The following is a 23087-nucleotide window of genomic DNA, read 5'->3' as shown; positions in this document are numbered from 1 at the left end:
CGCCGTCGTCGGAACAAGGCTGTCTCACGTCCCGATCGCTATCATCCCGGGCTGGCCCCTTCCCCCTGCTTAATTCCCCAAAAGGCTGGCCCCATGACCCTGCAAAAAACTCCGTCACGTCCCCCGTGCGGGTGGCCCCATCATCCTGCTTTGTGGCTGGCCCCATGACCCTGCACAAAACGCCGAAACCTGGCCCCATCCCCCTGCAAACTGGCATCCTCCGCCCATACTTTCAAGTCTTTTCGATCCAGGAGAGCATGGCGCGCGGCCATCATCATCGTGGCCAGATTGCCTTCGGAGACTGCCAAAATATCGTCAATGATGTCATCCGGCAGCACTTCTTCGCCGACGAGGTTATGCCATGCGAGCTCGGTGAGCTCGAGCAGGTCGAGAACGGGGCCCGCCAGGTTCGCGCCGACGGCCGCGATGACGCGCGGCTTGCGGTCGTCCCTGCGGTCTTTGCTTTTTGTGGTCATGACGGCAAAGCTAGGCGCTGCCGCTGCCGACAGCCACCCGCGCCAGCCAGCGGGGCGCATTTTCTTTCGACTGAGCGCCAATTCGCTGAGCTCGCAGCCGGTCGCCGCCGCGAAGACGACTCCACGTCCCTCTGCATGAAGGATCTCGGTAGCCCCGCGGCGTGGATTTGCGTACGGCCGTGAGCCGGTGGCGGAGCTCCGGGGGCACAAGGGGTTCCGCGCCCGGCCTATGTGCCGGAGAACCTGTTCCAGTGTGTCCTCGTAGCCATCTCCGCAGCGAGCGCAATCCTTCGCAAACGGACCACATTCCGAACAGCCCGTGCCGGCGCTTCCACTGAGTTCATTTCGTGCTCCTTGACCTTGCACCCGCGCGCCGGACCCATGGGCCCATGCCGTGAGGCCACTGGGCGAAGTCGGGCAATCAACGAATCGAAGATGTCCATTGCCGCCTGGCGCCTCGAACGCATGCTTGAAGTTCGTCGAGAGACGACGTCATCGCGTGTTGGCGGTGCGCGCCCTCCAGTCCTCAAGCCATTTCGCGGGTCTGCCGCCGACGGCATCGAACATGTGCCGGTGAGGGGGCCCTTTCCATGAGTCGAGGAACGCCAGCGCGCGATCTTGCCATTCCTCTTCCTCCAATGCGGCGATCTCCTTGCCCGACGGCTGCGCCTCATCGGCCATGGCCTCCGCGGCCTGGGCGACGTTTTGAGCTTCCAAGAGCGCTCTCGCGACCGCGAGGTCCGATTCACTGGAGTCAGACGAAAGAGATTGCAGGACTCGGAGGACAACCGTCACGACAGCCCGAAGTAGGTCGTTCTCTTCTTCTTCGCCGTAAAACGCAACGAGATCCTCGATATCTGCCTGGCAAGAGCGCAAGTCGTTCTGGTCGACAACACCGCCCTCCGCACGCGACCAGGCCAGGTCGATTGAACGCCGGACATGGTTCGAATAAGTTCCAATCCAGTACTCCTCATAAATGGGATAGACCCGATCGCCGATCTCCGCCGCCAGTGCAATGCGAGCGGTCGCGCTTATCCGTTGAAGTCGTGCGATCGCTGAGTCAATAGCATCCATCGTTCGTCCTTTCGTGTAGCACTTCAGGCACGTGTCTCGGCGATGGCTGCGACCGACCGTGGGTCGCGACTCACGCACTCCTTTGGCTACGGGCTCTGGCGCGCCATATTGATCAAATCCAGCGTGCTATCTTCAGATCTTGGCGGAGAATCATTTCCAAGAAATCGGAAATGTTTGACGCAACCTTGCTCACTTCCTCGAATTCGGGCTCTTCTCCTACGACGATTTCGAGCGACTCTGATTCGATGGCGAAGTAGGCGTATCCCGATTTGAGCGACATCACAATTGGGAAGTGTTGAGCCCAGAAGTTCTCGATGCGGGTTGCCCGCCCCTGATCCTGATCTGCGGCGGCCGCGCCCGCCAAGGATTGCACCTCCCACTCATTCCAAGCGTACGCGGAGGGCGACGCGCCACTGAAGTCGTTCACGGTCAAAAGCCAGGACTTGTCGTCGGGGCTCGCCACCTCCTCCAGTGACTCCATAAGAGCTGCCACATCAGGCGGGAGCCACTTGTAGCGCGCCGTGATGGCCAGGGGGAGCCCTTGCGGTGCTGCAAGATGTTTCACCTTCCATCCGACTTGCTGGAGAGCGTCTACGCCTTGGATGAGTGTCGGTCCCATAGGCCTCTTCTCGCGCAAGCCAGACGGTGTCGCCGGCCCCAGGTCACAGCTCATCGCCAACGCTTGGCCGCTCGACGAGGTTTCGAGTGCTGGTCGTTCCGTCATCGCACGTTTGCAGTGCGCACTTTCCAGTCGTCGAGCCAGGCCGGGGGCTTACCTCCGAGTGATGCGAACATATCGCGCCGTGCTACCCCCTTCCAACCATCAACAAGGGCAAGCGCGCGCTCCTGCCAGCTCTCCTCTTCAGCCTCCGCCAACTCCTTCTGCTGGTCGTTCGACGACTCTTGATTCGCCATTGCTTCGGCCGCAACCGCGGCATCTATCGCCGTGGTGAGCGCTCTCGCGACTGCCAGGATCGAGTCATCTTCGCTCGCTACCACTGCTTCAATTGCTCGGAGAACCACTGTGACCGCGTTTGCGAGGACATCGATGCCTTCATCCAAATAATAGGAATTGGTCTCGCGAACTTCCTTTAGGCAAGCTTGCAACTCATGGTCGTCGACAGGCTCATCGCATGCGCGAGCCCATACAAGCTCAATGGATCGGCGGACTTCTTCAGAGTAGGTGCCTGTCCAGTACTCCTGGTAGAGCGGGAATACCCTGTCCGCCAGCTCCGCTGCGAGGGCGATTCGAGCGTGGGCGTCGGTTGGTCGGAGTCGCGCTGATAAAGAAGCTATGAGATCCATGTTTGCCTTTCCTATGACTTCCTACCATCCAGCAAGTGTGGGATTCGGAACCTTCGAGAGATTGCCGCCTTCACCCAGCACGGTTGTGCACCCCGGGCAGCATGGCTTGGTGGGTTGTTGTGCCAAGAGGTTTTCGCCGTTTTCTGCTGCCCCATTTTCCATTCTCTGCTCTGCGTGATGTTGGGTACCCTCGACCGGTTCGCCGCGATTCGCCTTAGTATAGGACTCCCTACTCCCGTCGGAATCGACGATCTGCGGCTCCGTTGTCCTCTTCGGGTTGGTCACCCGATTTTTCGGTCCGTTCTCGTCGTAATTCGGGTTGTCTCGGCGAGGGCTGCGCGCAATGTGCGGCGGTGCTTGGCGTGGCTCCTCGCCGGGTTCCATGGCCTTCACGACCGGTCTCGGGAGTTTCTGGTTGTCCGCGCTCGTCGTGACCACCACCTTGCGTGTGGAAGGATCGCCGTTTTTCTCCACGATCCCCACCGAGAGCGTGGTCTTCTCTTCGGCCTCTGGGTTTGCCGCCGCAAACGCTTTCTTTAGGGCTTTTGCCCGCTCTTCGCAATGAGCCCGAAGCTCCTCATGGCTCATATCCTTCAGAGCCTTCTTCGCCGGCGGCTTTGCCGCGTGCCCGTCGGGCGCCGGAGGCGCGTGTGCCCCTTCCTCGTCCGCGTTCCCTTTCTTCTTCTTGTTCGGGCCCTCGCGTTCGGGGCAGTCGTTGAACCCCCGAACGTCGACGTACTTCAGCGGATTGCCCTGGCCGTACGCGTGGAGGTTCCATCCCCCCTGAACCCCCTGCGGATCCGATTGTAGAAATTGCCCCAGCTCCGGGCTGTAATAGCGAAAGCGAACGTAGTGAAGCCGCGTGGCCTCATCGAAGTAATGGCCCGGCCACCTGATCGGCTGATGAAAATCTGCTCCCATTTCGACGTGGGCGGTCCCATAAGCCTCGTATCGCGCGCGCCAGACGACATTCCCAGCGTCGTCCTCGATGAGCTCGGGCGCGCCCAGATGGGTGGCAAATACGAAATAGCGTTTGCCGCTTTTTGGATCAGCGTGGATGCTCGCGTAGTCGACGAACATCAGGGGCACGAGCGCGAGGTGATCCGCGTAGACGTACATGCGCAATTGCCCGTCCGGCCGAATCTCCGCAGCAAGGCGGTCACCGTCCCAGTAGAAGGTCGTCGTCTTCCCGTTGAACGTGGTCTCAATTCGTCGGCCGAGAACGTCGTAGCGCGCGTTCCATTGGAAGCCTGGGCCGTGGATGGCCAGGAGCTGATCGCGCGAATCGTAGGTAAATTGAAACGTGCCCCAAGGTGTGCGGCGCAGCGAAACGCGCTGGCGCTCGTCGTACTCGAGCCGGCTGCCGTTCGCATCGTAGACGCGCTGATGGCTTGATGTCGCGCCGCGGAGGCCAGGTGCCTCGATGAGGGTGTTTCCCGGCGTGTAGAGGAATGAATACGCGGTGCCGTTGGGAAGCACCTCGCCGGTCAGGCGGTGAGCCGTATCGTACGAATAGCGGTGGGTACCCCGGGAGCTGTCGTGAGTTGCGAGCAGGTCTCCCTCGCCGGATCGCTCGTAATGCCTGGACCAGCGCTGCCCCTGGCCCGTGTAGGCGATCTTCGCCACGCAATAGCCTTCGGGGTGGTATTGCGTGACTTCGGTCCGGCCGTTGGACATCCTGCGCGAGACCACTCCGCCGCGGCAGACCTGCAGCCGTTGAACGGCTCCTGTCGGGTCCTTGATCTCCAATGTGTTTCGAAACGTTCTGCGGTAGCGCGTGGCAAACAAGCCGAGAACGCGCACCTCCGCGAGGTCGGCGTTGTCGAATGTGCGCTCGACCCCGAGCTCGTTGCGTACGTCGCGCGTTGCGTGGCCCCAGGCGTATTGGAATGCGTAGGAATGAGTCCGGCCATCCGGCGTCTCGATGACCCCAGATTCGAGCCTGCGCGCGGCATCGTAGATGAGTTGATGCCGCTCGCCGCTGGCCATGTCCAGTGTGACCCGGCGGCCTTCATCCCCTCGTTCGAATCGAAGCAGCCAGCGACCGCGACCATCCAACTTTTCCGAGAGTTCGTCGGTCGCGTCGCGCACGTAGGTCTCGCGCACTGCGCCGTCGCGTTTGACGCTCGTGAGGCGATTCTTCAGGTCGTACCCATATTCGGTCAGCAGCCCGCTCGCATCGACCACGCTGGCCGGCTTCAGCCGCGGCGATTCCGTCAATTCGGTAACCGCGCCAAGCGGATTCTCGATCTTGCGTACGCTATTCCAAGAGGCGAACGTCCAGCGCCACGTTGCACCGTCAAAATCGGTGAACCGTGTTCGGTTCGCCGAGCTGTCATATGACCAGGACCGGCGACGACCATCGAGGCGTTCGACACGGAGGCGAAGCCCCTGAACATCGCTAACGGTGGTCTCTTTCCACCGCTCCGCGGCGTCTACATTGATGTCTCCCGTCCGGCGTGGCGTTAGTGCGTCGACGATGTGCTCCGGGAGAAAATCCGCCTCTAGATCGCGGCGTATGGGAAGCCCATGCTCGGTGGGGAGGAGCAGACCAAACTCCCATTCCCGCGGGTTTTGCGCGACGTAATGCTCGGGCTCATGGGGCGCCTCTCCCATCGGCCAGAGGCGCCCCACGGAGTCGCGGCGCCCGATGGCTTTGCCGGTAGCATCACGCTCGATGGTGAAGCGCCGCCCCGCGGCGTCCACCTCTGCGACGAGGTGCCCGTCGTCGTCGAGTTCGCGCACATGCTCGCCCCCGTAGGGGTCCACGACACGCGCCAAGTAGTTATCGTGGTGCTCATAAAGCCACCGCCCGCCATCCGCGAGCGTCACGATGGTGGCGCCATCGAGGTACTCCAGATGCACGGCCTCCACGCCGTCTTCCGCGCCGGAGTACACGCAGCGTCCGCGGCTGTCGTATGAGTAATGGAACGTGTAGCCACGGCGATCGGAAAGCTTCGACATCCGCCCGTTCGCGTCGTAGTCGAAAGCGAACGAGTTGCCGTATCGGTCCGTGCCCCCGATCAAGTGCCCATTGCTGGAGTAATGGTACGTGAGGAGGATCTCCGCCGCGCCGCCGGGCGGGGATGACTCGAGCGTGAAGGTAGATATCTGAGACCGCGGGGGTCCGCCGAACGGATCTGAAATCGGAACCCAGTCCACGCGCACGGTCCGTCCGAGTGCGTCGACGAGGGATGTCAGCAGGCCACTTTGCCGATCGTAATAGAGCTGGACCCGCCCCGCAGGATGCGAGATGGCCACCAAGCGCGCTGGCAGGTCGGAGCGCCATAGGTCGAACTCGAGGACGCGATCGTCAGGCAAGTGAACGCGATACCAGTTTGATCGTACGCGTTCGAGCTGATACCCCAGGCGGGCCGTGCGGGTGCCGTCTGCGTAGAGAAGAGGAAAAGATACGTGCGTTCCGTCGGCGCCCGTATAGCCGACCCGATTGTCATAGGTGAAACGCAACTCGGCATCGAGGTCGTGCCGGTGGCCCCAGCCGAGGCCGCGGTTCTCCCCGCACTTGTCGCTGTTGTAGTGACGCAGGAACTCGAAGGCGAACGGCGCCTCGAGCCGAAAATCGTACGTGGTCTCGAGGAGCGCGCCGCTGATGACGTCGACCGGATCGCCGACAAAACGAATGCCATCTTCGCGATCTGCAAACCCATGGCAGTGCATCATCACCCCGCCTTGCACCGGCACCCGCCGGGCATTTCCGGGCCGCCCCCCTCTTCGGGCTTCTTCTTTTTGAATTTGCCTTTGAGCTTCTTCAAGAGTTTTTGCATGGGATCGGGGATATTGGGCATTGGGAACCCGCCAACGAGCACATTCGGCATTCCCGTGAGCACCACCCCGCGGCTCGGGGGGACGGCCATGTCGGAGCCCATCGAAGCGCTTATCGCCATTGCTGCCGCGTCGATTGCCATCGCTGCGGCGTCGATTGCCGCAGCGATGGCGTCGGCCTTGGCCATCTCGGGATCGGGCTCCTCCGCGGCGTCTGCAATATCTGCGGCGATGCCAAGGACACCGACCGCTGTACCGACGCTGAGCATCCCCTTGAGCGCGGCGCGGACGGGGCCGCCCTCGCTCGGAAAGCACGCCTGGGCGAAATCCAACATGCGCGCGGCGCGCATGCCGCCGAAGAACACCTGGGAGGATCCGGTTTTGATCTCGAACATCGGCATGAGCCCGACACACGTGAGCGCAAACCCAATGTCGCCCGCGCGAGCTGCCGGTAGGTAATTCACGAGCACTTTCGGGGAGCACCCAAGGCAGACCACGCCGAAACTGGGGAGCGGAATCGGGGACGGCGTCGCGGGCGGCGTGAAGCTCGGCGGGTGCATGTGCCCGTGGGGTGGCGCAACGTACATCGAGCCCATGGTCGCCGCGGGCAAATGCGGGAAAAGCGACGCGACGCCCGCAGTCGCCATGGCCACGCCCGTGTTGGCCATCTCGATTGGGAGGCTCAAAAGTCCCATGACTCCGCCGGCCACCTCTTGGCACCTTCGGCTCGCGTTCTGAGGCCGCGGCGGCGGCTCGTCCCCTGAACCACTGCTTCCCCCCGGGCCACCCCCCGCTCCACCTGCACCGCCGGCGCCTCCGCCGCCCACGCCGCCTTGACCGCCGGCCGGCGCAGCACCTCCTTCTGCGGCGGCCTTGAATGGAGCAACGGCATTCTGCACATCTTGCGCGAGCCCCGCCATCGCCGTGTCAGAAAGGCTCATGACGCCTTCCGAGCGCGCGCAAGGTACGCGTCGAGTTGATGAATCTCGGCCACGGTAGCCTCGTAGCGTTCGCTCATGTGCAGGGCGTAATACGCGTCACGTCGGCGCACGAGGAGGTTGTGCAGGTGTTCGAACGCCTCGAAGGTTCGCGCGAGGGCGCTACCCGCGTCCCACGCTCGGATAGCTTCGACGTGCTGCCCGAGTTGGTAATGGCAGACGCCAATATTCTCGAAGCATTGGATCTCGACTTGAGTGTGCGCCATTCCGTGCGCCATCCCCTTCGCGGCCTCGTAGTAGGCTCCCGCCTCGGCCCACCGCTGCTGGGTGAGGTATAAATTTCCGAGGTTCAACGCGATATTGAGCAAGATGGGTACCGCATCGACCCGGCCGGGGTTGTCCGTTTGCTCAAGTCGTTGGAACGCGGGAGTCAGCGCCGATTCGAAATAGGCGAGTGCTTCGTTCGCGCGCTCTGCTCGCGCGTGCACCTCGCCGATCCCGTTGAGCGCCAACGCGTAGAGCGCCAGGTTGCCGATTCCGCCGTAGTAGCGCGCAGCAAGTTTGTACTTGGCAATCGCCTCGGGGAAGCGCTTGTGCGCGAGGTCGAGCCCCGCCAGCGTGAGCACGGACGGCATGCGCTCGTCGATAGGTCGGTTGCGGTCGCTCGCGTGATCTTCCACCTCGGCTTCGAACGCTTCTGGACTGAGGCGAGGTGTATACGTCGCCGTTCCTGGGAGCTGGCGGTCGGCGTCGGCGAGGGCCGGTCGCGCCGAGTCGTCGCGCACCAACACGCGCAGGTGGTGGCACCACGGGGCGGGAAATTCGTGCGCGAGCAACTCGAGAATGAATGCCCGGTACGAGACGGGATCGCCGATATGCCCCGGAAAGAGGCCCCACACCACACGGACGGCGTCCGGGTTCGGGGCAAGGGAACGTGCGTAGACCATCGAGGCGCGGACCCGCGCTACCGGGGGGGCGTTGCGGTCGAAGACCTGCAGCGGAATCGGTGGCCAAAGCGGCTCCTTCGCCTGCTCGAGCAGCTTGCAGGCACGTTCCCGTCGCTCATAGACGCGCTGAGCAATGCGATCGGCGAAGTCGACCGGGGTCGCATAACCGTCAACGAAAAGCCAAACTGCGTCCCTGATCTCGTCATCAAGCAAATCGACCGTTTTGGCGACCAGACCATTCGCCGCGTCGACGACCTCCACGACCAGGACGACCTTGTCGTCCTCCTTGACGATGAAGGAGCGTAGACGATCCGTGAGCTGGTCAAGCAGTTCGCGCATGGCAGCATCACCCGATTTTGACGAGCGCGCCGCCGACGGTGTTGATCGCCTTGGCCACGACATCAATGTTCGGGCCGTTCAATGCGGCCTTCGCGGGCGTGACGCTGACGGAGCTCGAGGCCGAAGCACTGTTAATCTCCTTCGGTGCTTTGAGCGTGATCGTCCCGTCGTTCTTGATCGATAACGATGAGGGGCCGCAAGTGAGGAGAATTTCGTCAACGGCGTTGATGGCGATCTTGTTGTCCGCGAGCGTGATGCTGCCCGATGGTGTCCAGAGGGCGACCTTCGTTTGGGTGGTGAGTGTCGCCACCCCGGGTTCAATCTTCATCTCCGCATCGCCGCCTGCCATGTGCGCCCAAATCGAAGCTCCGGCGTTGAGCTCGTAAGTCGTTTCAATAGTGTCCTTCTTCGACTTCGACTCGAGGGTGTCGGCCAACTTGACGTTCACGTCTCGGTTTCCCGCCGTGACCTCGAGCTTGTCGTCGCCGGTGGCCACGGTATGGGTACGACCGGCTTTGATGGTCACGTTCTCCGCCGTATCCACGGTCTCCGTACGCTTACCCTTCACCGCAATCGTCTCGTTCGCACCCACGCTCACGGAGCGATTCGCACCCACCGCGATGCTTTGGTTTCCGGCGACAGCCGAGGACTGGTTCGCGCCCACCGCTTCCGTATGATTGTGAAGGACGACGGTTTTGCGGTCCTTCTGCGCATGCAGGAAAATTTCCTCCTGGCCGGCGCGATCCTCGAAGGTCAATTCGTTGAACCCCTTTCCGCCCGGGATTGTCAGCGTTTTGATCGTGCTCTTGGAGGCATCGTTTGGAAGAACTTGGGGCTGCGATTCCTGCGCGTTGTAGATAGCTCCCGCCACGTACGGCCGATCGATGTCACCGTTGAGGTAGTGGACAATGACTTCGTCGCCGACCCGCGGCGGAAACCAGATGCCGCGATTGGCGCCTGCCGCTGGCGTCATCACGCGAAGCCAGCAGGAGCTCTTCTCGTCCCATTTGCCTTCGCGATCCCAAAAGAACTGCACCTTGACGCGTCCGAACTCGTCGACGAAGGGCGTCCCTTTCTCTGGCCCGACGACGCGCGCCGGCTCGGACGGCGCGTAGGGTTGCGCCGAGCGCTCGGGACGGACCCGGGTCTTGCTCGGAATGCCCATGAACGTGCTTGTGAACCCCGGCCCATGACCGCCTTGGCCCGTGTCGGCGAGGATGCCCGCGCGCTGGCCGCTCGATCTCAACTCGGTGATCAGGAGCTCCTGATTGAAGGTGTCGTCAAGGTGCTGGTGGACTGTGAACTTGCGACCGACCTGAAGACGAACGCAGGAACTCTGACCATGAAACGCGATCGCCGTGGTCCGCGACTCTTCGAGTCGAATGGCCGCGAGCGTCTTTCCCGGCTCGGTCGCATCTGTGTAATCGCCGGGGAAAAGAAACACTTCGCGTTTCGGCGCGTTTTCGCCCGTGTGCGGCGCCTCGACTTCGCTGCGCGCGGTCAGGTCGGCCCGCGACATTTTGAAATCGTAGTCGCGCATGACGATCGAACCGGGGCGCAGGCCTCGAGCCCGGACGATGCTCCCCACATGGTCGACGGTGACCGCCCCTCCCGTTTCCCGATAGGGAAGCTCGGGGTCCCCATCAATGGGAGCGTAGCCCTTGGGGCTGTTCACGAGCATCACCTTGGCTTCGTCGGACGCGAAGTGAAACGCGATCCCCGCGTCGGCGAGGATTCGACAGAAGAAGGCGTAATCCGTTTCGTCCTTCTGGACGCGGTAGGGGCGTGGCTCCGGTCGGCGGTCCAGGCGCCATTCGAGCTCGATGTTGTGCGGCTTCACCAACTCGGCCACGATGTCGTGCACGGGCAGGTCTTGGAAGATCCTTGTGTCGACCGTGTATTGCAGTTCGGCGAGCTTCGGGACAACCTTGACGGTGATCAGCCGCTGGCGATCGGTGGAACGGCGTGGCGTCACCTCCTCGACGATCCCGCGCACGATCCGCAAGGGTTCGTCGTCGCGGAGGATCTGAAACTCGGCATCTTCGCCAAGGGTATCGTCGAGCGAGGGGATCACGTCGGGGTCGACCACCACGTCGACATCGAAGCGAAAAAGTTGCGAGAGCTTCTCATTCGCGCGAAATCCGGCGACCACCAACGCGGATTCGCCGTACTTTCCCGCTTTGAGCTTGAACGAGATCGTGTCGACTGCACCCTCGAACATCGACATCAGGTTCTGCATGGCGCCTCATCCTATATTCATGGATGGACGGGGCGCCGAGACAAAATGTGCACGACCGACGGCATAGAATCGGATCGCGGGTACATGTATCCTCGTCGCCCTTGATGGCTGGTTGGCTCGTGCATGAACCGCTCGGTCTCATCCTGCTCGTGCGCAGCGAGGACGCAGGCGCGCATGCGGGAGCCACTTTGGAGTCGATTGCGCCGTGGGACGTCGCCCGTTGGCTCAACCATAGCGGGAATCGGATGGCGTTGCTCGAAGTCCACGCCGCCCTGAGGGGTGGCTTTCCGAATGTGCTCTTCGCACATCGCGAGAAGGACGAGGGCCTCTGCCGCGCGATCGCAGAGGCGTTCGAGCGCCGGGAGCTCGTGGCGCTTCGGTTGCCTGCACCCCAATTGGTCGCGAACTTCAAAAAAGAGGACCCGTTCGAGAAGGAGGATTCCGCCCGCGAGGAGGACGAGACCTTCCTCTACAAGATGCGCCTTCACGACGAGATGCACGGGCCCTGCGAAAACATCGCGTACAAGCTGGAGCTCTCGACCGGTGAGGTCGTTCGGGACAAGGTGACCGGTGGCGGCGGGCTCCTTGAGCAGCGTCTTCCAAAACGGCAGCACATGATTCGCTTGACGTACAAGCCCGCCGGATCGGACGTGGAGTTCGTGCGGGAGATCATGGTGTTGCCAGAGACGGTAACGGACAGCGACTACGTGGCGCACCTTTGGAACTTGGGCTTCGGATCCGACGAGAAACGCGCCGTTCTCGCGTTCCAAGCCGCGCACAAAGACCTAACCCTCACGGGCACACTCGACGACGCCACGAAGGCCGCCATCCAGTCCGCCGTGACCGAGGATCTCAAGGCGGGGACGCGAGGATAGTCGATGGCCAAGTTCGAAGGGATCACCGCGGTGGCTCCCCAGTTTTTCTACTACGTTCTCATCGACGGCACGGACGCCGTGGACAGCGCGGCGTTCGGCGCGGAACTCGAAAAGCACACGGGGTGGCGAAACCTGTACGGGGATTTTCTCGCGCGCGCCAAGAAAGATCCCCAGCGCCTGCACGATCCCGCGCATCCCTTCCTTCCAATCTGCCTCGTCGAGGCGGGCGGAAAGAAGGTCGCCGTCGTTTGTCCCGGTGGGAGAAACGCGTATGGAAAGGATCCGTTTTGGATCACGTACCCCGGCAGGGATCCGAAGACCGGTGAACCCGATCCGGATGGCATTCGCGACTGGAGCGACGCGGTCCAAACCAAAGGTCGCCACACGGCGGCCGAGGAAAGCGCACGGTACACGCAAGACCTTTTTCTGCGGCCGCAGGTCGAGTTGGAGTTCGGAGGGGCCGGCGGAACGCAAGTGATTCCTCAGTTGCCGGGGGGCCCCGCGTCGTCCAATGCGGTCCACTACAGCGCGGACCTTCTGTATTTTAGCTCGCACGGATGGCTTGGAGGGTTTGCACGCGGCAACAGCATCGTGAGCTGGCAGCTCGCGAGTCCGCCCGAGGCGCGCGCGGCCTATACCCCCAGCGTCTATTTTTCGGTGGGTCGATATGCGGCCGAGGGGCGTGGCTTCGCCGGACCGAAGTGGATTGTGCTGGCGCAGTGCTCCACGATCAACGCTGCCACGTGGGTCCTTTGGGCACGGGTCTTCGCCAAGAGCCATCCGCACGTGCGGGGGATCCTGGCCTACGAAGAGGCCTCCCCGGGTGCGGATTCGTCCGTCAGCATCGCGCAGCGGTTCTTCCAGCATCTCAAGGACAAGAAGCCGTTCCTCGACGCGTGGCGGGCCGCGAACCAAACGCAGAAGTGGGCCGCGATTGTGCATAAGGAAGCCTTGGGGGATCGCCTGGATCTCTGGTCGCAGTTCAAGCCACTTACGACCGTGGAGACGACGGCAGACACATTTAGCTATTACGGTTTTCTTTCCAGCCACTCTGGGCGGCAGGAGATCCGGGATAAGCCGCCGCCCTTCCGTTTGAAGTTGGAGTCCTCGCCCGATGGGCAGACGTTCCACGAAGTTTCCAGTGCGAACCTCGACGATCGGCTGGTCGCGCGCTACCAGCTTGGCTGGGTCTACCGGGTGACCCTCACCGTTCCCAAAGGACACATCGTGCGTGGAACGATGCGCTGGGTCCACATTCGGCCGACCTACCCAGAGCAACCGCTCCTCGAGGAACTGTTCGCGAGCGTGTCCTCGCGCGCCCAGCACGCCGTCATCGGGATGAATCGGGCGGCGCAAACCTTGGACATCGCCGCCAATGGATCGCCGAGCGAGATCGTTTTCGAACTCTATGCCGCCCCCGACCAGGTCCCGTCGCACCTTCACGATTCCCATTCGTACTTGTGGCCAAGCGTCTCGCTGGAGACCAGCGCGGGAAAGGCAAATTACGATTTCACGATTACGGGTCTCGGCTACTATGGCATATGGTCGCCGCGCCGATGAGATGGCCATGGCTGTTCGTGGCATTGCTCTCGGCCGGGTGCCGCAAGTCGCCGCAACCGGCGGCGGCGCTCGACGCGGCCGCGCCGGCCGCCCGCGATGGGGCCTCCAACTCCGGCCCGCTGCTGGAAGGGACCGTGTACGATTTGCGGGATGCGGAGGCAGGAACGCGACGCAGGATCGTGCCACCCCTTACGAAGGATCCCTGGATCCGTCTTGCGGCCGTCACGCCGCCGCCCGCGGCATCGTTCTATGTGCAAGATGATGGGACCGCCGTGTTCCAGGATGGGGCGCGCGTGTGGGTGGGGCGCATCGATCCGCAGGCGGTTCGCGATGTCGAAGAGGTTCTGCGTCGAAATCAATTTTGCGCGCTGGCGAACAGCGAATCGACGCACGATCGGCTGGAGTTCACGGTGCTGTCACTCCACGGGTTCGATTGCGAGGTGGCCTTGTCGCATCACACATGGCTCACGAACCCGCGCGCGCGGGCCGCGTACCAGGCCGTGCGGGGCTTGATGAGGAGCACGTGTGGAGACGCGTGCATGTCGCCGGATCTTCCCGAACTCCGTGACCGCTAGACCACCGGGTCGCTTGGAGATCGGGATTCGGGCAGCTCGACGTCCAGGAGCACATCGTTCATGAATTTCCCCTCAACCAGAAATCGCTTCGGGCTTCCTACGTTCGCGCTGCAGCATTCGTGGCCGAGAGCAGAACCGCCGTGTGCCGGGAGCATCATGGGGTAGCATGCGGATCCTCTTCGACGAGCTCGACGACGAGATCGGCCAGCCGGTCCAACGCGTCATCGCGCATACGTTGAATGCTTGGCTCGCGGTAGCCCCCCTTCTGCGCGCCGGGCGTGAGCCTGTCGATCTGTTCGAGCGCGAGGCGAAGCCCCTCGTCCAACGTGAATCGGGATAGCACCGGCCGCATGGCGTCGACGAAAGCGCGCCGCTCGTTGGGCTCTTTGTCGCGGAGCCCTTCGAGCGCAAGAACGATGACCGTGACGTCGTTCGGGAGCACGTGGGGCCGTTCGAGCATGCATTTGTGGGCGATGCGATACCAGATGGCGAGCGGAATCACGTCGCCGTTGAGCACGCGCAGGCCATTGTCCGTGAGCACGAGTCGGCCGCTCATGGCGTTTGCTCCGAGGTGACGAGGCTCTGTTGGAGGTGAGCGCGTTTGCATCCAAATGGAGGAGCAAGCGTGCTTCGTCGGAATGGGGCGTGTGGATAGAGTTTGTCCATCGTGACGAACGTGTCGATGGGAGCCGCCGAACGGCTGACCCCCGAGAGATCCTGTACGCAACGCTCGAGCGGCGACGACGCGCGCGCCGAATCGGAACCCGATGGACCTTCCCCATCGTAGGCTTCGCCGCGGATGCGAAGTCTATTGGGGGAAGAAAGTCGTGGAGCGCTTCTCGCCGGTGCGCCGGATCAAGTTTGCGTCGACAGCCTCACGCGCGACCAGGCGAAATGGAACCTTCTCCATCTTGAGCAACGAACGCAGTTCCTCTGAGCGGAGCCCGGCCGGGAATTTCTTCACGGTCTCGACCAGGTTGTCGAGCAATGCGTCAGCCCCGGCCGTCGGATTGCTCGACACTCGCTTCTTTCCATTCCGCCTCGCGGGCACGGGTACTGCGCGAGCGGGGCGCGGCGAAGGCGAGAGCTCGAGGAGCTCGTCCATTGAAGTAGAACGAATGGCGTCGAGAACGCCGCGGGCAAAAGACTCGGCCAGTCGACGGATGTCGTCGTGAAGAGCTGTCTGCATGGCCCCGAGTAGCTCACTTTCCATCCTCGTGTCCAATGAAAGAAATGGTTGTCGACACAGTTCTCAATTGAGCGCCGATTCAGCGGGAATTTCGTCCACCGGCTCACTGCGGAGTGTTGTCTCCAGAGCATCCGCGCAGTTGCGCAGAATTCGCGCAACATTCTCATTGCTCAGTGTCGCCAGTTCGCGCGCGACCTCGACCACCTTCGCCAGGATTCTGTCCTCCCATCCAGCATCGCCTTGCTTGACGTCCTCTCTCCCAAGGCGGGCGAGTTGCACGGCCTGCCGCCAAGCGACGAGGGCTCGCGTGCTTGCACCCAGGTTGAGCCACGCGAAACCAAGGGCGAAGAGCGCGTCTATCTCCCGCGATACGTCGCCCGCCGCGACAAAGGCGTGTGTCGCCGCGGCATACAAGGCCGTGGCCTCCACGTAACGGCCTGCCTCGCAGAGAATGTCGCCCGTATCCATCATGATGCGACCCCCATGAAGAGGGTCTACCTCGCTCGCTTTGGCTGATAGATCCGTCAAATCCTGGACTCCGGTGACGTCGCCCAGAGCGAGCATATAGCGGGCCTGCTCCACAGCGATCGCCCGGATGTCGTCCTGGGACAAGGTCAGAGAACGAACCAAGTGCGCGGTCTTGCGACTCTGCTCGAGCGCCGCCGCCGCGTCTCCTTTTACGACGAAGTCCTCCTCGGCAGCCAGCAATGCCTTCAGCGCCTCCGCGCCGGTTGGTGTGCGTAGTATCGACTTGGTATCAAGAACGGAAAGTAAGCGGCGCGAATGCGTCATTTTTCTCCCCAATGGGTTGCACGCAACGTCGGCGCGCGTGCAAAGCAGATGCCGCAGAGAAGATTGCGAAACCGGTGACATTATCGCAACTACGTGTCGAAATTTTTGACGACGGGGTTAGACGTTGTGCCGAAAGAATTGACGCCTCATCCTGAGCGTCAACCCGAAGGTGTGTCCGATCTCAATTGAGGCACTTTCGCGGGAATGGATGCGAGTTGTGTGAACAAAATTGAGGCTCAGCCAGAAGAAAAATTTTGACTCGCCTCAACAGATTTCGCACAACCGGCCTCACAACCGCACCGAAAGGCTAGGTATGGGAGAGAGGCGTAGAACGTATGCCCAAACGCTCGAGGAGTTTAGGGCTTGGCTGGTAACTGAGGCCGATCAGTCGCGCGACGCCGGCTTCGACGATGTCGCGGAGCACTTCATGCAGTTGTGCGAGGAAATACCCGCGTACATTTTGGACGCCTCGCAGGACAACGTCGACCCGACCGGTTACGAGGATGCCGCAGAGGCCCTGGCAAGATGGCTCAAGCTCGAAGCGGGGGTGGCCCATGCTGAGACCGTTACGCATACGGCTCAGGACTCGGATCGGGCCCACCGCCTCCAATGGGTGTTGAACGCGGTTGAAGCGCGGCAGTTTCGTCCCACCGAGTGATTTCAATTTCTACCCGTGGCGATTGCCGCGGCCAGGAACACAACCCTTTCAAGAGAGAGCCGACATGCCCAACGGACCCATACCAAGTGCCCCGAACGAGGGCGACGACGTCACGAGCGACAGCCCTACGCTCCAAGGGGATTCATTCCCGCACGATCCAGCGGGCGCGCAGCCCGAGGTCGTCCTTTTCTTTCGAAGGCCCTCGACCCAGGTGGAGGACCCCAACGAGCCGCACGAGACGGAAGCCCCCCGGAGCTCCCGTGCGACCCGGCAGTATTCCATTTCAAGCAGCGAGGTGTGTGATGAAGGACCAAGATCTAGAGGCCGACGAGACGACTCCGATGCCGACGACGAAGAGAAATGATCTGCCGTCGTGGTTTCGAGGCTACTCGGAGCCGAAGCCGGCTTCCCGCCGGCCAACCCGTCATCAAGATGATGAGCGTCCCGGGTGAGTGAGCGCGAAGACGCTCGGCGCCGAGCCCGTGCCTACTTCCGATTGCGCAGCGCTCTTTTCAGGGAGAACGCGCTGCGCTTCTCGCTCCCCGCCGTCGTCGAAGGGCTCGGCTCCGCGCCGCGGACCGGAGAAACGCGCGTCGTCGTTTCCGGCGTCGTGGATCGAACCTGCCTTAATCCGACGCTGCTCGGCAGGCCCTACGTCGTCACCCGGGTTCCGGGCGAAGCCTACCCGTTTCTCGTGCTGAGGAGCGGGCTCGCGCGGTTCGAATTTGCAGCCTACGGAAACATGCGTACGGGAGGCACCACCCGCCCCGTTCTTTTGGCGCCCCAGGGGGAGGACTCCCTCGCCCTTTCCGCCGTGTGCGCGCACGAGAGCGACGACCGGACACTGGCTCTTGGACGCCGAATTTCAATCCAGTTCGGGCCTGCCAAGACCTACGGGTGGCTCGCGGGGCTCGAGGTCGATGATGCCGACGAGTGCACGTAGCCCTGTGCCGTCGGCGCAGTCCCTCGAAGACGATGCGGCGAGGACACAATCCCGTCCGCATGGTACCTCCAGAGGGACACAATGCCGATTGAGGGCAACTTGAGAGACGGCATGGTCGAAGTGTCTCGTGTGAGGGCCCAATCCCGAACGGGCCCTGGCGGCGGAACTCTAGAAGCCGACCGCTTCGCCGCGGCGAGCTTGATCGCGCGCACGCGGCAGGGCGACCAGCGCCGGCCCCCTGTTCAACGACACACGGCCAACGCATTTCGTAACGTTTTGGTATCCTTGACCGATGGGTGAGACATGAAAACCGGGCTCGATTGGACGTCCATGAACGAACCTTTGTCCGAGCTCCTCACCGAACTCGGGATCAGCCTGATGTGGCTTACAGGTTACTTCACGGCCGCACGCACCGGCCCGGGGTCGCCGAAACCTCTCGGTTGGCTCAATGACGAGAAACAGGCGCTGCTTCGGCGCCGCTCGGGAAGCCGCCGGCAGCTCCTCGACTGCTACGACGAGATCGGCGAGCAGATGAAAGCGAACATCGCCGTCGTTTGTCCGGCCCCCGATGACACGCAAGGCATCGTGGACTTCTGCCGCGGATATCTCGAGGCCGTGCGTTCCGACAAGGCTTGGCCCTTCGAAGAAAGTGGAGACCCGCATGATCCGCCGCAGGCGGTGTTGTTCGTCTTCCAGGCGTTGGCGCACGAGATCTCGCGCCCGGACCTGCCCGATCACCTGCGAGGTGAACTCATGGAGGTGTGGCGAGATCGGGAACGACCGAGGCTCTCGGTGCACGTTTCTTACCTCTACGAATACTGGGCCGACGTCCGGCGTGCCCGCCGCGAATCGCCCTGAGATCAGAACGTCCCCTGCAGGCCAACGGCTCGCGCGTGCACGTCGAAGGTGGGCCTAAGCACGACGCGCTCGGTGTTGGGCTTGTCCTTCGGCCAGACGAGCCAGACCACCACGCCGGTCGCTACGAACGCTCCGCCGGCGATAAAGAAGCCTCTCGCCATGGTCGCTTGATTGTCGTGCGCATACTGCGCGTCCCGAAGACGGCCACACGTGGCGATGATTGTTGGGTCTGTCGGTTGGGCACACGTCGTCGACGGGGGGAGTTGCGTGCGAAGTCGGTCGCCTTCCGACGCGCTCCCATTGCTTGCAAGCGTGAATGCGACGCCGCCGGTTGTGGCAAGCAACCCCAGTCCGAACAACGAGACGGCAACGGTATGGCCGGTCGTCCAAAAACCTTCGCGCGGAGTCGGTGCCGGCGTCGCGGCTGGCGCGGGAACGAGGACCACGGGGAGCACCATCGACTCAAGTTGGACCTTGATCGTCGCCCGCTCGCCTTCGCCGACGATGCGGGTCGTGGTGAACTTCTTCATGCCGGGAGCCTGCACGCGCACCTCGCGCGGACCGGGGTCGACCTGCAGGACGGAGCTACCAGCGCGAAGGGGGATCAAATTCCCGTCGAGGTAGACCTCTACACCGTCCGAGATCGGCTCGACGGCGATCGTGAGGGACGGTACGCGCGGACCAAGCGCATCGAGATGCTCGCGTGCAGTCGCCGCTACCGACGCGTTGCCGTCCTCTCTCGCTTTGGTCTGCGCCTCCTTGTAGTCCTCCTGGGCTGCGACGAGGCGGCCGAGGCGCTCCTCGCAAAGAGCAGTGTGAAATAGGATTCCCGCGGTCACCTTGATCCCGGCAATGCGAGCCAGCTTCTCTAGCGCCGCGTCCCATCGGCCGGCGGCCTCGTCGGCCTCCACCTTGGCGAAGAGGTCGCGCGCGAGTTTTAGGTCCGTCCTGCTCGGAGATGTCGCCTGCGCGAAAGCCAAATGCGGCCAAGTCAAAAGCAGCGCCGAAAGTATTGCCCTAACGCGCCTCGCTGTCGAGGGCGCGGCGAGATAGCGGATCACGGCTCCTTGGTCCATCAGAAGGTACCTCCGTAGCCGATGCCGGCCAAGCCGGGCGAGAGAAGCGGAGCAAAACGCGCGGACCGCGAAGAGCTCGAGCTCGAAGGCTGCCACAGTATCAAGGTCGCCGTGGCGCTGACCGCCAAGGCTCCGGCGCCAATGAACGCGATCGTCTCCCAGCGCCGCGCATTGTCGTAGTCGTCTTTGAAGGAGCTGAGGGTTCTGCATACGGGCGACGTCGAGCCAGTGCACGCCGAGGAGGACGGGGTCGCGAGCTGCGCGCGGAGCACCTCGGCCCCCTGGCTCTTATCTTCGGCATGGAGCGCGAACCACACGCCAGCGCCGGCGCTGGCGAGCGCAAAGCCGTACATCATGGTGGTGATGACGATCTTCGCCGGGGATGACTCGGCCTCGCGCGGAGTCGACGCGACTCGGGGCGGCCCGCTGAGAAAGGTCACGGGGAGAACGCTCCCGGCGGGCACGCTGACCTGCACCTGTTGCCTCGATGTGCCGTAGGTTCGCGTCTCGATCGTGTGCGCGCCGGCCGCAACGTCGATCACGGGCGGCAGCGGGGCACCGCCCACGATGCGACCGTCCACGGTGACCTTGGCTCCAACAGGCGCAACCACGCGAAGATGACCGGAGCGTGCGTAGGCCTGATCGTACACTTCGCGAGCGGCCGCGTAGACGTTCGCGTTGACACTTTGGTTTGGGGGCAGCGAATCGAAGTACTCTCGAAGGTGCGTTGTGGCCTCGGCGTACTGACCCAAGTTGTATTCGACGAGGCCTAGATTTTTTGCGCAGTTTATGGTGCGCTGCAGGGCACACGCCTGCGAGAACCTGATGTAGGCGTCGGCAAATTGGCTCTGGGCGAACAGGACTCTCCCTTCCTCGTAGCGTTGGGCCGCCTCGCTCATGCGAGCTTCGGTTGGGAGCGTGCTCGTTGATGATGGCGACGTCGCCGTTTGCGCGAACGCCAGCGCGGGGCACAACGTTGCGATCGCCACGCTCGACACCCGCAACCGCATGCGTCTCAACTGCGAGTCGCCGCGATGGACTTGTGCCTGCTCGTGTGGCCGATGGGGGCGCGAAGCGCCTGTGAGCTGACTCAATTGCTTACCCGTGCGACAGGCTCAAGGCCCGCTCAACGCGGCGGAGCCCACAGGTTGTTTCGGCGGCGGGGCTGCCGACGGAGACGAAGTTGACGCTGGAGAGATTGCAGCGGCCTTGGAGGGCGCTTCCGCGAAAGGCTCGAGGCTCGGTTGCGAGGACACGTCACGTTGCTTCTCAGGTCGAGGGTTCTTCGTCGAGGGGCGTTGGGCACCATCCCGGCGCGTCGACTGCGAGGCCGATGGGGCGGGTGCTGCCCCCGCGGGCTCCGTGGCCACGATCACGGTGGGAAGCGTTGGTGGTGGTTCGCGCCGCAACGGTTGCGGCGCTGGGCTAGGCGCCGCAACCGGCGCCGCTGCCACGGGGTGCTCGACGCTCTTTGCGGTCAAATCGACACGCGGATTCGTTGGTGCGCGCACCACGAAGAAATATCCGGCCGTGCCGATGATCGCTGCCGTCCCGCTGATCACGGCAAGCCACGAACCAATGCGTCGCCGGCGTGGAAGGGCGTCAGGCGCGTCGTCTGTCGGTGTCCTTGAAACACCGGGCGAGCTCTCGTTCGAAGCGTCGGCGCCTTCACTAGCGCGACTTCCAGCGTCTGCGGGAGACCTCTCTTCGGGGCCGCGACGGCGCCTGCGTCGGTCTCCGCGCTTGCCTTGCGGCTCGTTTGCCTGAAGATTTTCGAGAAGTTCGTCGACCGTCCCGCTTGGGCGGCCAGGGAGCGGTTTCTTCGGTGGATCGTAGGCTGCCCTCCGAAGCCGAAACACTGGGCGGGCACCAAGATCCGTTTCCGCCGGAACGGGTCGTTCTTTGGTGGGATCGCCGTTACGTCTCATTTCAGGGGGGTTCGATTAATAGCTGACTCGGAGACCTAGGGGCGTCGGAAAGGCAGCCCAGCCGCACAACTTTTCGCAGCCCGACATCGCGAAACATCCTACTCGCTCGAGCGAGATGTTCGGGGTCCGGGTGCCAATTGAGGCGGGTCCGCCGCAGGGCGATCAAGGCCCGATGATGTCGACCGACTCCGGCGCTCGATCGCGTGGGCCTTGTACGCCTCGGCGAATTCGGGACCAAAGAGCTTGCGAAATCGAGTGTTCTCCTCATCGGCAAGATCGCGGTGACGCGAGAAGTAAATCTCCATCAGCTCCTTGTCCTTCGCGAGCTGGCTCATTTTGCGAGTCACGGCGTCGCGCCGGGCTTGACGCTCGTTCCACGCCTCCTCGATCGCGTCGGGATCGAATTCGTCGAGCAACGCTTTGACGCCCGCCATCACCCCGTCGAACATTCCCAGGTGATGGAGCTTGAGATCCGTCAACTCGCGCCGGAGCGCCTCGAGCGCTCGATCTGTCGAGTCGTTCCAGTCGAGGAGCGCGTGCGAAAACTCGGCCCGGGTTTGCGGCAGACGGAAGGCATTTTCGCCCGCGCCCACAGCCACCGCCTTCTCGAAGCGCTCGATCCCTTTTACCTGCTCGAGGTGCGCTTGCACAAACTCGTCGTGCACCCCGCGAACCTTTGTGCAGAACGCCTTGATATCGGCGGCGCTGAGCACGGTCCGCTTGGTCCACCAATGCGACAAGCCTTGTACGCCGGTGAGCGCAGCCGCCGCGTCAGGCGGCAGGGGCGGTGGCGATTCAGGTGGCACCGTCACGGCGCACCGCTCGAACAGTGCACGCAGGACACCCCGGGCGAGGTCGGGGTAATCGATCGCGAGCTCCTCGCATGCGGCTGCGCGTTCGGACGCGGGCAGCGCTTCGATTTGAGACTCAATTTCCTCGTAGAGCGCCCGCTCCGCGCTCCGATGCTCCTCAATTCCTTTGGCGAGGCGCTTCGCCACGATCACAGGGCGCGGAAGGTCGTTGGCGTTTGCCAGGCGCATCGTTTCGTACTCGGGCCCCAGCGGCTCACCGGAACGAAGCGTCGGGCGAATGATCGCCGTCGCGCGAGGAACCTCGGGGGCGCGCTCGGTCGACGCAAGTGATGCTTCCGCCTTGACGACAGCGGGCCGTGCCGCGCGACGTACGCCGATCACCCACGCCGCGAGTGTGATCTGCCGCTCGGTATCGGCGTGGCCGAGCGACGTCCATTGATCGCCGAGCCTCACCCCGTTGAAGAACGTGCCGTTGGTGCTCCCGAGGTCCCTGGCGTAAATCTCATCGCCCCGCAGCTCGACGCTCGCGTGCTCGCGAGATACGTCGAGATCGTTCTCAATTGCACATCCCGCCTGACTGGGATCTCGCCCGATGATGACTGGTGTTCGCTCGGCAGTATGCTCGAACGAGCGGCCGGCGCCGGGGTTGTGAAGTCTCAGGAGCAACATGCGATGGATCGTCTAACGAGTCGACTGCCGGAAGCAACACGTTGCGTGAAT

20 protein-coding genes are annotated in these 23087 nt (G+C 63.0%); 6 read left to right on the top strand and 14 right to left on the bottom strand.

Annotated features, from left to right (window positions below; translation table 11 throughout):
• Window positions 1-140: 140 nt before the first annotated feature.
• From LZC95_08370 to vgrG, 8 genes are all read right to left on the bottom strand, one after another.
• On the bottom strand, window positions 141-476 hold the full coding sequence (locus tag LZC95_08370; protein WXA96850.1) for a hypothetical protein: 336 nt from the start codon (window positions 474-476) through the stop codon (window positions 141-143).
• Window positions 477-968: 492 nt separating this feature from the next.
• The gene (locus LZC95_08365) at window positions 969-1550 is read right to left on the bottom strand and encodes a hypothetical protein (protein ID WXA96849.1); all 582 of its coding nucleotides are present in this window, start codon (window positions 1548-1550) and stop codon (window positions 969-971) included.
• Between the two features lie 112 nt (window positions 1551-1662).
• The gene (locus LZC95_08360) at window positions 1663-2115 is read right to left on the bottom strand and encodes a hypothetical protein (GenBank protein WXA96848.1); all 453 of its coding nucleotides are present in this window, start codon (window positions 2113-2115) and stop codon (window positions 1663-1665) included.
• A gap of 155 nt (window positions 2116-2270) precedes the next feature.
• Entirely contained in the window at window positions 2271-2855 is a 585-nt protein-coding gene (locus tag LZC95_08355) for a hypothetical protein (protein WXA96847.1), read from the bottom strand.
• 21 nt (window positions 2856-2876) lie between these two features.
• Complete coding sequence (locus tag LZC95_08350) at window positions 2877-6536, bottom strand: DUF6531 domain-containing protein (protein ID WXA96846.1); 3660 nt, start codon at window positions 6534-6536, stop codon at window positions 2877-2879.
• Entirely contained in the window at window positions 6536-7579 is a 1044-nt protein-coding gene (locus tag LZC95_08345; protein ID WXA96845.1) for a PAAR domain-containing protein, read from the bottom strand. Before LZC95_08345 ends, LZC95_08350 begins: the two co-directional genes overlap by 1 nt.
• A complete protein-coding gene (locus tag LZC95_08340) occupies window positions 7576-8862 on the bottom strand; it encodes a hypothetical protein (GenBank protein WXA96844.1) in 1287 nt (428 codons plus the stop codon). Before LZC95_08340 ends, LZC95_08345 begins: the two co-directional genes overlap by 4 nt.
• A 7-nt stretch (window positions 8863-8869) precedes the next feature.
• Complete coding sequence (vgrG, locus tag LZC95_08335) at window positions 8870-11101, bottom strand: type VI secretion system tip protein VgrG (protein WXA96843.1); 2232 nt, start codon at window positions 11099-11101, stop codon at window positions 8870-8872.
• Window positions 11102-11202: 101 nt separating this feature from the next.
• On the opposite strand from vgrG, the gene LZC95_08330 reads away from it, so the two are divergent.
• From LZC95_08330 to LZC95_08320, 3 genes are read left to right on the top strand one after another with little or no spacing between them, the layout of a single operon-like run.
• Complete coding sequence (locus LZC95_08330; protein ID WXA96842.1) at window positions 11203-11976, top strand: hypothetical protein; 774 nt, start codon at window positions 11203-11205, stop codon at window positions 11974-11976.
• A 3-nt stretch (window positions 11977-11979) separates the two neighbouring features.
• Window positions 11980-13536 carry a hypothetical protein gene (locus tag LZC95_08325; GenBank protein ID WXA96841.1) on the top strand — a complete coding sequence of 519 codons (1557 nt, stop codon included), beginning with the start codon at window positions 11980-11982 and terminating at the stop codon, window positions 13534-13536.
• Window positions 13533-14111, top strand: coding sequence for a hypothetical protein (locus LZC95_08320; GenBank protein ID WXA96840.1), 579 nt, complete (start codon window positions 13533-13535; stop codon window positions 14109-14111). The genes LZC95_08325 and LZC95_08320 overlap by 4 nt, the downstream gene beginning before the upstream one ends.
• 154 nt (window positions 14112-14265) lie before the next feature.
• Here the strand turns inward: LZC95_08320 and LZC95_08315 are convergent, their stop codons facing one another.
• From LZC95_08315 to LZC95_08305, 3 genes are all read right to left on the bottom strand, one after another.
• A complete protein-coding gene (locus LZC95_08315; protein WXA96839.1) occupies window positions 14266-14667 on the bottom strand; it encodes a hypothetical protein in 402 nt (133 codons plus the stop codon).
• A 252-nt stretch (window positions 14668-14919) separates the two neighbouring features.
• The gene (locus LZC95_08310) at window positions 14920-15132 is read right to left on the bottom strand and encodes a hypothetical protein (protein ID WXA96838.1); all 213 of its coding nucleotides are present in this window, start codon (window positions 15130-15132) and stop codon (window positions 14920-14922) included.
• A gap of 231 nt (window positions 15133-15363) precedes the next feature.
• Window positions 15364-16092, bottom strand: a complete 729-nt coding sequence (locus tag LZC95_08305) for a hypothetical protein (GenBank protein WXA96837.1) — start codon at window positions 16090-16092, stop codon at window positions 15364-15366.
• Window positions 16093-16405: 313 nt separating this feature from the next.
• Here LZC95_08305 and LZC95_08300 point away from each other — a divergent pair, with 313 nt between their 5' ends.
• From LZC95_08300 to LZC95_08290, 3 genes are all read left to right on the top strand, one after another.
• Window positions 16406-16750 carry a hypothetical protein gene (locus LZC95_08300; protein ID WXA96836.1) on the top strand — a complete coding sequence of 115 codons (345 nt, stop codon included), beginning with the start codon at window positions 16406-16408 and terminating at the stop codon, window positions 16748-16750.
• A gap of 448 nt (window positions 16751-17198) precedes the next feature.
• Window positions 17199-17693 (top strand): hypothetical protein, encoded by a 495-nt coding sequence (locus LZC95_08295; protein WXA96835.1) that lies wholly within the window; start codon window positions 17199-17201, stop codon window positions 17691-17693.
• 303 nt (window positions 17694-17996) lie between these two features.
• Window positions 17997-18551, top strand: coding sequence for a hypothetical protein (locus LZC95_08290; protein WXA96834.1), 555 nt, complete (start codon window positions 17997-17999; stop codon window positions 18549-18551).
• 2 nt (window positions 18552-18553) lie between these two features.
• Here LZC95_08290 and LZC95_08285 read toward each other — a convergent pair whose 3' ends face one another.
• The 3 genes from LZC95_08285 to LZC95_08275 form a co-directional block, all read right to left on the bottom strand.
• A complete protein-coding gene (locus tag LZC95_08285; protein WXA96833.1) occupies window positions 18554-19627 on the bottom strand; it encodes a hypothetical protein in 1074 nt (357 codons plus the stop codon).
• The gene (locus LZC95_08280; protein WXA96832.1) at window positions 19627-20526 is read right to left on the bottom strand and encodes a hypothetical protein; all 900 of its coding nucleotides are present in this window, start codon (window positions 20524-20526) and stop codon (window positions 19627-19629) included. Before LZC95_08280 ends, LZC95_08285 begins: the two co-directional genes overlap by 1 nt.
• 1127 nt (window positions 20527-21653) lie before the next feature.
• Complete coding sequence (locus LZC95_08275) at window positions 21654-23036, bottom strand: FHA domain-containing protein (GenBank protein ID WXA96831.1); 1383 nt, start codon at window positions 23034-23036, stop codon at window positions 21654-21656.
• Window positions 23037-23087: the final 51 nt, after the last annotated feature.

The sequence above is a fragment of the Sorangiineae bacterium MSr12523 genome (genome assembly GCA_037157775.1).
In the GTDB taxonomy this organism is placed as follows: Bacteria; Myxococcota_A; Polyangia; order Polyangiales; family Polyangiaceae; genus Pendulispora; species Pendulispora brunnea.
Note: the sequence above shows the minus strand (reverse complement) of the source record. Positions and strands in the feature narration are given on the sequence as shown.

What these genes read in the sequence shown, in the direction of transcription:
- LZC95_08370 (WXA96850.1), bottom strand. Translation starts at nt 476, where the DNA reads ATGACCACAAAAAGCAAAGACCGCAGGGACGACCGCAAGCCGCGCGTC.
- LZC95_08365 (WXA96849.1), bottom strand. Translation starts at nt 1,550, where the DNA reads ATGGATGCTATTGACTCAGCGATCGCACGACTTCAACGGATAAGCGCG.
- LZC95_08355 (WXA96847.1), bottom strand. Translation starts at nt 2,855, where the DNA reads ATGGATCTCATAGCTTCTTTATCAGCGCGACTCCGACCAACCGACGCC.
- LZC95_08350 (WXA96846.1), bottom strand. Translation starts at nt 6,536, where the DNA reads ATGATGCACTGCCATGGGTTTGCAGATCGCGAAGATGGCATTCGTTTT.
- LZC95_08345 (WXA96845.1), bottom strand. Translation starts at nt 7,579, where the DNA reads ATGAGCCTTTCTGACACGGCGATGGCGGGGCTCGCGCAAGATGTGCAG.
- LZC95_08340 (WXA96844.1), bottom strand. Translation starts at nt 8,862, where the DNA reads ATGCGCGAACTGCTTGACCAGCTCACGGATCGTCTACGCTCCTTCATC.
- vgrG (WXA96843.1), bottom strand. Translation starts at nt 11,101, where the DNA reads ATGCAGAACCTGATGTCGATGTTCGAGGGTGCAGTCGACACGATCTCG.
- LZC95_08325 (WXA96841.1), top strand. Translation starts at nt 11,980, where the DNA reads ATGGCCAAGTTCGAAGGGATCACCGCGGTGGCTCCCCAGTTTTTCTAC.
- LZC95_08320 (WXA96840.1), top strand. Translation starts at nt 13,533, where the DNA reads ATGAGATGGCCATGGCTGTTCGTGGCATTGCTCTCGGCCGGGTGCCGC.
- LZC95_08315 (WXA96839.1), bottom strand. Translation starts at nt 14,667, where the DNA reads ATGAGCGGCCGACTCGTGCTCACGGACAATGGCCTGCGCGTGCTCAAC.
- LZC95_08305 (WXA96837.1), bottom strand. Translation starts at nt 16,092, where the DNA reads ATGACGCATTCGCGCCGCTTACTTTCCGTTCTTGATACCAAGTCGATA.
- LZC95_08300 (WXA96836.1), top strand. Translation starts at nt 16,406, where the DNA reads ATGGGAGAGAGGCGTAGAACGTATGCCCAAACGCTCGAGGAGTTTAGG.
- LZC95_08290 (WXA96834.1), top strand. Translation starts at nt 17,997, where the DNA reads ATGAAAACCGGGCTCGATTGGACGTCCATGAACGAACCTTTGTCCGAG.
- LZC95_08285 (WXA96833.1), bottom strand. Translation starts at nt 19,627, where the DNA reads ATGGACCAAGGAGCCGTGATCCGCTATCTCGCCGCGCCCTCGACAGCG.
- LZC95_08280 (WXA96832.1), bottom strand. Translation starts at nt 20,526, where the DNA reads ATGAGCGAGGCGGCCCAACGCTACGAGGAAGGGAGAGTCCTGTTCGCC.
- LZC95_08275 (WXA96831.1), bottom strand. Translation starts at nt 23,036, where the DNA reads ATGTTGCTCCTGAGACTTCACAACCCCGGCGCCGGCCGCTCGTTCGAG.